Source organism: Dethiosulfatibacter sp. (assembly GCF_983023055.1).
This window is the reverse complement of the sequence record NZ_CEZJXU010000061.1, coordinates 1,345-8,092: the sequence shown is the minus strand read 5'-3', so window position 1 is coordinate 8,092 and position 6,748 is coordinate 1,345. Positions and strand designations below refer to the sequence as shown.

Annotated in this window: 6 protein-coding genes; 5 read left to right on the top strand and 1 reads right to left on the bottom strand. The window is 37.0% G+C overall.

Features of this window, described 5'->3' with window-relative positions:
- The first annotated feature begins 94 nt into the window (after positions 1-94).
- The 5 genes from AC3AX0_RS03715 (at position 95) to megL (ending at position 6,231) form a co-directional block, all read left to right on the top strand.
- On the top strand, positions 95-1,147 hold the full coding sequence (locus tag AC3AX0_RS03715; RefSeq protein ID WP_487548959.1) for an ABC transporter substrate-binding protein: 1,053 nt from the start codon (positions 95-97) through the stop codon (positions 1,145-1,147).
- 14 nt (positions 1,148-1,161) lie between these two features.
- On the top strand, positions 1,162-2,163 hold the full coding sequence (locus AC3AX0_RS03710; protein WP_487548958.1) for a FecCD family ABC transporter permease: 1,002 nt from the start codon (positions 1,162-1,164) through the stop codon (positions 2,161-2,163).
- On the top strand, positions 2,156-2,935 hold the full coding sequence (locus AC3AX0_RS03705) for an ABC transporter ATP-binding protein (RefSeq protein ID WP_487548957.1): 780 nt from the start codon (positions 2,156-2,158) through the stop codon (positions 2,933-2,935). The genes AC3AX0_RS03710 and AC3AX0_RS03705 overlap by 8 nt, the downstream gene beginning before the upstream one ends.
- A gap of 246 nt (positions 2,936-3,181) precedes the next feature.
- On the top strand, positions 3,182-4,762 hold the full coding sequence (locus tag AC3AX0_RS03700) for a sigma 54-interacting transcriptional regulator (protein WP_487548956.1): 1,581 nt from the start codon (positions 3,182-3,184) through the stop codon (positions 4,760-4,762).
- Between the two features lie 251 nt (positions 4,763-5,013).
- A complete protein-coding gene (megL, locus tag AC3AX0_RS03695; RefSeq protein WP_487548960.1) occupies positions 5,014-6,231 on the top strand; it encodes a methionine gamma-lyase in 1,218 nt (405 codons plus the stop codon).
- A 137-nt stretch (positions 6,232-6,368) separates the two neighbouring features.
- On the opposite strand, the gene AC3AX0_RS03690 is transcribed toward megL, so the two are convergent.
- Positions 6,369-6,748: NAD/NADP octopine/nopaline dehydrogenase family protein (locus AC3AX0_RS03690; protein ID WP_487548955.1), on the bottom strand; the 380-nt coding region annotated here is incomplete at its 5' end.

Genomic DNA, 6,748 nt, shown 5'->3' with positions numbered 1-6,748 from the left:
ACACCTGCTCGACAGACCGACAACTGATGGAGACTGGTTTGAAGATAAGGAAAAACTAATTAAAGATATTAAGGATTATTTGGAGGAGTAAAAAATGAAAAGAATATTAGCTATTTTATTGGCACTAATGATGGTAATGGGAGCATTATCTGGATGTACGACAAAAGCAGAAACACCTGCACCGGTTGAGCCTGCAGAAAACGAATCTGAAGAGGCTAATGATGATTCATCTGAAGCTGAAGGAACTGATATCATGTTCCCTGAATTCGTACTTGAAAACACTGATGAAACTGTAACATACCTTGATCCAAAGGGAAATGAAACAACAATAACAAAGAACCCTGAAAAAACTGTAGTACTTATGAATTCAATACTGGACATGTGGTATATGGCCGGTGGAGAAGCAATAGGAAGGGTAAGCGGATCTACAAACGTACCTGAAGCTGCAATGGAGCTTACAGACCTTGGAAAAATCACATCGCTTAACCTGGAGATGATCCTTAGTCTTGAGCCTGAGCTAATAGTGATTTCGTCCACATATTCTGCATCTGAAGATATAAAGAAGCTTGCTGATGAAAATGGAATCGAATGTGCACTAATAGATTCAAGTGTTGAGCCATACAAAAGTTTTGAAAAGATACTATATCTCTTTGCCCTTGTAAACGGTACTGAAGAGAAGTTTATGACAGACATAGAAAAGATAGTAGAAGACTGTGACGCTATAATTGAAAAGGCAAATGAAGTAGATGAAAAGCCTTCAGCAGCAATTCTTTTCACATCTACAAAGAGCATAAAGCTTAACTCGGACATAACTCTTACTGGAGACATGTTCAAGCTTATGGGTGGAGAAAACATTGCAATGGATGCAGTTGAAAAAGGTGCGAAATACGTGGACTATTCCTTTGAGGTAATGCTTCAGAAAGATCCTGACTTCATACTAATCACTACAATGGGTAATGAAGAGGCATGCAAGGCAAACTTTGAAGAGAATGTTGCAACAAAGGATGCATGGGCTACTTTGACTGCAGTTAAGGAAGGCAATGTATACTATATGCCTAAGGATCTTTTCATGTACAAACCCAATGCAAGATATGCAGAAGCTTTTGAATACCTTGGAAAAATCATATACCCAAGCGTATTTGAATAGTATATCCAAACATTATGGAACATAATTTATTAATCAGAAAAAAAATCACATATCTAATTATAGTAGGCATAGCACTTTTCATTGTATTCATCATGAGTGTAAGATTCGGTGCAGTGGAGCTTGATACTGCTGAAATACTCAAAAGCCTCTTCAGCAGTGTTGAAACAACAAACAGAAACATAATTTGGAAGCTTAGGGTTCCAAGAACACTAATAGCTGGACTGGTAGGCATGTGCCTGTCGGTCTCCGGCTGTATTCTACAGAGTGTAATGAAGAACCCTCTTGCTTCCCCTACAATCATAGGTGTCAATGCAGGAGCTGGACTAGCTGCAGCAGTCACTCTTGTATTGTTGCCAGAGATGGAGTATCTGTTGACTCCTGCTGCCTTTTTTGGAGCCTTTGCTACAACATGGATAATATACATCATATCCTGGAAGGATGGAATAAAGCCTCTTCGGATGGTACTTGCAGGAGTTGCTATTTCATCAATAATATCTGCAATAATTAATACAATACTGATTTTTTATCCCGACAGGATAACAAACCAAATTTCATTTACAATAGGAAGTCTTTCTACAAAAATGTGGTCTGATTTTAGGATATTGTTGCCCTATGCAGTCATAGGACTAATAATAGCAATCGTTTATTCCAAGAAGCTTAATATACTTCTACTTGGAGACGAGATAGCATCAAACCTTGGAATTAATATCGAAAGGACAAGGATAATACTTATAGCAGTAGCATCACTTTTGGCAGCATCTGCTGTAAGCATAGTGGGAATGCTTGGTTTCGTAGGACTTATCATACCCCATATGACAAGGCTTATTGTAGGCTCCGACAACCGTTTCCTCATACCAGCCAGCGCACTTACGGGAGCATTGGTAGTCATGGTCTGCGACACACTTGCCAGGATTGTTGCAAAGCCTATGGAAATACCTGTGGGAATAATCATGTCCCTCATAGGAGCACCGTTCTTTTTATTTCTGTTGAGAAGGAGATTTAAATACGATGATTAGAACTAAAAAAATTGAAGTGAGCTACGGAAACAAGAAAATAATAGACTCAGTTGACATCCATATAAAAAAGGGTACTGTCAATACATTAATCGGTCCAAACGGATCGGGAAAGTCAACTATTTTAAAGGCTCTCACACAACAGAAAAAGATAAACAGTGGAGAAATATTTTTCAAGGGTGATCCTATTCAAACATTGAGCAGGATGTACTGGGCGAAAAATGTAACCTATCTTCCTCAGAATCCAAAGGCACCAAATGATTTTACAGTGTGGGATTTGGTAAGTCTTTCAAGAAATGCCTACCTGAAATGGTACGAAAGACTTGGAAAGAATGACTATGAAATAATAGAAGAATCCATTAGGAAGACAAACATTCAGGACCACAAGTACAAGCTTCTAAGCGAGCTTTCCGGAGGAGAGAGGCAGCGAGCATGGATTGCCATGGCCCTTGCCCAGGAGCCTGAGCTTATAATCCTCGACGAGCCTACGACCTTTTTGGACATAGCCTATCAGTTCGAGGTTCTTGAGATTATCAAGGAGCTTAACGAAAAGGAAAATATCACGGTACTTATGGTTCTACATGATTTGAACCATGCTGCAAAGTATTCAGACAACATAGTACTCCTTAAAAAGGGAAAGGTCTTTGCAGAAGGAGCTCCAAAGGATGTAATGAACAAGGAAAACATAAGGGAAGCATTCGATATAGAAGTGAAGGTTCAGCACGACGAGGAACACAATTATCCACTAATCTATCCAATTAGAAAGGCTGTATAATCTAATATTTTGAGAATAAAGAATCCTGCCAAGGCAGGATTCTTTTATAATTAATAAGGTTAATTATTTGAATAATAACCTGAAGTGATGTTCTTTGGTATTCAAGGTAAACGTTCACTTGTCCTTGTATATCAAAATGAATCATAGTATGATTATTATAAATCAAAAGTATCATAATGTGGTACTAGCTTTATTTAGATAAGTAGTATATTAGGGTGCTTATTTATAAACACAAGGGAGGTAGCTTTGAGTATTAATGAATTCTATAGATTGGAAGTAACAGGGAAAGACGAAGTCGGCAGTGCAGTGGGCATATTGAATAAAATTTATTGTTTTGATATTAATTTAAATTCTGTGGAAGTATCTCCTGGAAAAGTTCGTATTAAAATTAAAAATACATCCTACGATAGGAATGAATCAATAAAGAGAGAATTATTGGGATTAGATGGAGTAATAAGCATAAATGAAATTAAGCTTATGCAGTTTGAAAAAGATGAGAAAAAAATCCATGCAATCATTAATTCGGTTGATGATGGAATAATATACATAAACGGTAAAATGGAAATTGAAGTATTCAACAGTTATTGTGAAGAACTTTTTCATTATAAAAAAGAAGAGGTTGCTGGTAAGAATATCAAAGACTTTAATTTTATAAGCGACGCCATATTGGAATCAATACAAAAAGGTGAAAGGTATGACAATGTTGAAGTAGATATGGAGGGTAAAAAAAGAAATATTCATTTTCTGGCCACAGGCAGACCTGTAAAGGACGGCAAGGATAATATTGTTGGAGCTGTTATTTCAATTAGAAGTGCCGAGGAGGCTATACAAATCGCAAATGTTATTTCTTCCAGTGAAAAGGGTGCTTTTACAGAAGTGGTAGGTAATTCATTTGCAATAAAAAGTGTGAAAGAGCTTTGTATTTCTGTTGCCAAGAGTAATTCTACAATTCTTTTGAGGGGAGAAAGCGGGACTGGAAAAGAAATATTCGCAAAGGCAATTCAAAACCTAAGCAACAGGCAGGACAAGAAGTTTGTCACTTTAAACTGTGCGGCAATACCGGAAACATTAATTGAAAGTGAAATGTTCGGTTATGAAAAAGGTAGCTTTACAGGAGCAAGCAGCGAAGGAAAGGAAGGAATCTTCAAGGAAGCTCATGAAGGGACTTTGTTTCTGGATGAAATTGGAGAGCTTTCCATGACTTTTCAGGCAAAACTATTGAGGGTTCTTCAGGAGGGTGTTGTTAGAAAAATTGGTGGAAAGAGAGAAGAAAAGGTGGATGTCAGGATAATCGCTGCCACCAACCGGAATTTGGAAGATATGGTTGAAAAAGGAGAATTCAGGGAAGATCTCTATTATAGGCTGAACATAATTCCTGTGTTCATTCCAGCCCTAAGGGAACGACTCGATGATATTTCAACACTGGTTGCCTTTTTCATTAACAAATTGAATAGTAGACTTAACAAGAAGATTCTTGGAGCTGATGCAGCATTTATCAATACGTTGATGGAGTATTCCTGGCCAGGAAATGTAAGGGAGTTGCAAAATGTAGTAGAAAGAGCCATGAATCTATGTTCCAGCGACATATTGACATTGGAGCATCTGATTATTGGCTTTGACAATAGAAGTAAAAGACCTATTACAAAGATTCCAAAATTTAGTTATGAGGAAGACCTTGATTTGAAAAAAACCATTGAAATGTACGAAAAGGAAGTTATCACAAATTCATTGAAGATTCATAAAACTTATAGAAAGACTGCAAAGGCATTGGGAATTTCCCATACTTCAATTATTAACAAGGTTAAGAAGTTCGATATACAGGTATAAAAAAACAATAGATTTTGGGGTGGTGTAAATAATGTTTACGGATGTAAATGTTATTTACACTATTTTAAATTGAAATGTAAATAATGTTTACGCTATATCGAAGCTGTGTTGAAAAACCAGATTAAATGGCTGTTCTAAAAGTTGGCATAGTAATTGCATTAATAGTATTTAAGAATACAAAATAAGACCTGATGACAGAGTGAGAAATCGTTTTACAGGTTAAAAAAATAAAAGGAGAAATACAGATGAGTATGAAAGGTATTGAAAAAATGGGTTTTGGAACAAAGACGATTCATGGAGGTAATGCAGGGAATTCTCAACATGGGGCATTGGCCAATCCGATATATAGAACTTCAACGTTTACTTTCGCTTCTGCAGAAGAGGGCGGAAGAAGGTTTGCAGGAGAAGAAGCAGGTCATATATATTCAAGGATAGGTAATCCTACAAATGGAGAACTTGAAGAAAAGATTGCTATATTGGAAAATGCTGAAGCAGGATTATCAGCAGCTTCTGGAATGGGAGCAATTACTTCGGCTTTATATACAGCTTTAAAGGCTGGAGATCATGTAGTGGTAGCCGATACACTTTACGGATGTACTTTTTCAATGTTTAATCATGGACTTCCAAGGTTTGGCATCGAGGTTACATTTGTGGATATAAGCAATCTTGAAGAAGTTAGAAATGCCATGAAACCAAATACCAAAGTAGTGTATCTGGAAACACCTGCAAATCCAACATTAAAATTTGCAGACTTGGAAAAAATAGCTGAAATTGCACATACCGTTGAAGACTGTATGCTGTTTGTAGACAATACTTTCTGTACTCCTTATCTTCAAAAACCATTGGATCTGGGTGCTGATGTTGTACTTCATTCGGCAACAAAATACTTGAACGGACATGGAGATGTAATCGCTGGACTTGTAGCAGGTAAGGCGGATTTTATTCAACAAGTTAGACTATTCGGATTAAAGGACATGACAGGTGCTGTACTTAGTGCTGATGATGCATATCTTGTATTAAGAGGAATGAAAACATTGGAAATCAGAATGGAGAAGCATTGTGCCAATGCAATGAAGGTGGCTGAATTCCTTGAAAGCCATTCAGCAGTTGAAAAAGTTCATTATCCAGGCCTTAAGAGCTTTGAAAGTTATGATCTGGCAAAAAAACAAATGCGTTTACCAGGGGCAATGATAGCCTTTGAACTTAATGGTGGAATAGAAGAAGGTAAAACCATTATGAACAATCTTGACTTAATATCATTGGCAGTAAGTCTTGGAGATGCAGAATCATTAATACAGCATCCTGCTTCAATGACACATGCTCCTTACACGCCGGAAGAAAGAGCAGCTTGTGGAATAGGCGACGGATTGGTTAGAATATCTGTTGGGTTAGAGAGTGTTGATGATATAATTGCTGATTTGAAGCAGTCTTTGGATTTACTTATCAGTAAGGAAAAGGCAGCCGTGTAACAGTAAAAGAAGAAAATCCGATTTGAAAAGTTATTTTTCAAATCGGATTTTTTATTAGTGGAGTAAGTTCATATATTCAAACACCTGAAGTTTTGATGTTTGTGATTAAGTAGCACTTAATTGTAAAGGCTACGATTTTACTTGCCAGTTCGCATATACTCTGTCATTTCTTCTGCAGTCATCTTTTCCAAACCAAAGGTTTTTAAATTATATCCATTATCACAATAGTTTGTTTCCATCATAATGTTAGCAAGATTTGTCATGGTATCGATAACTGGAGTTTTAACCTTCAGTACATTAGCAAAACTTAGAGCAGCACTGCATCCAACGGGTACATCTTCTGTTATATATCTAGAATCCATGTTAAAACGTGAACCTTTGGGAACAGGCAACCAAGTAGTTTGATCTAGAGGCTCAGAGAATGGCTGGCGAAAATCTTCACCAAACATAATTTGTCCAATAAGACCCATACGAGATTGTAGTACATTTTCTTCAACAGGCATAATACCTACACCAA

What these genes read in the sequence shown, in the direction of transcription:
- AC3AX0_RS03705 (WP_487548957.1), top strand. Translation starts at nt 2,156, where the DNA reads ATGATTAGAACTAAAAAAATTGAAGTGAGCTACGGAAACAAGAAAATA.
- megL (WP_487548960.1), top strand. Translation starts at nt 5,014, where the DNA reads ATGAAAGGTATTGAAAAAATGGGTTTTGGAACAAAGACGATTCATGGA.
- AC3AX0_RS03715 (WP_487548959.1), top strand. Translation starts at nt 95, where the DNA reads ATGAAAAGAATATTAGCTATTTTATTGGCACTAATGATGGTAATGGGA.
- AC3AX0_RS03710 (WP_487548958.1), top strand. Translation starts at nt 1,162, where the DNA reads ATGGAACATAATTTATTAATCAGAAAAAAAATCACATATCTAATTATA.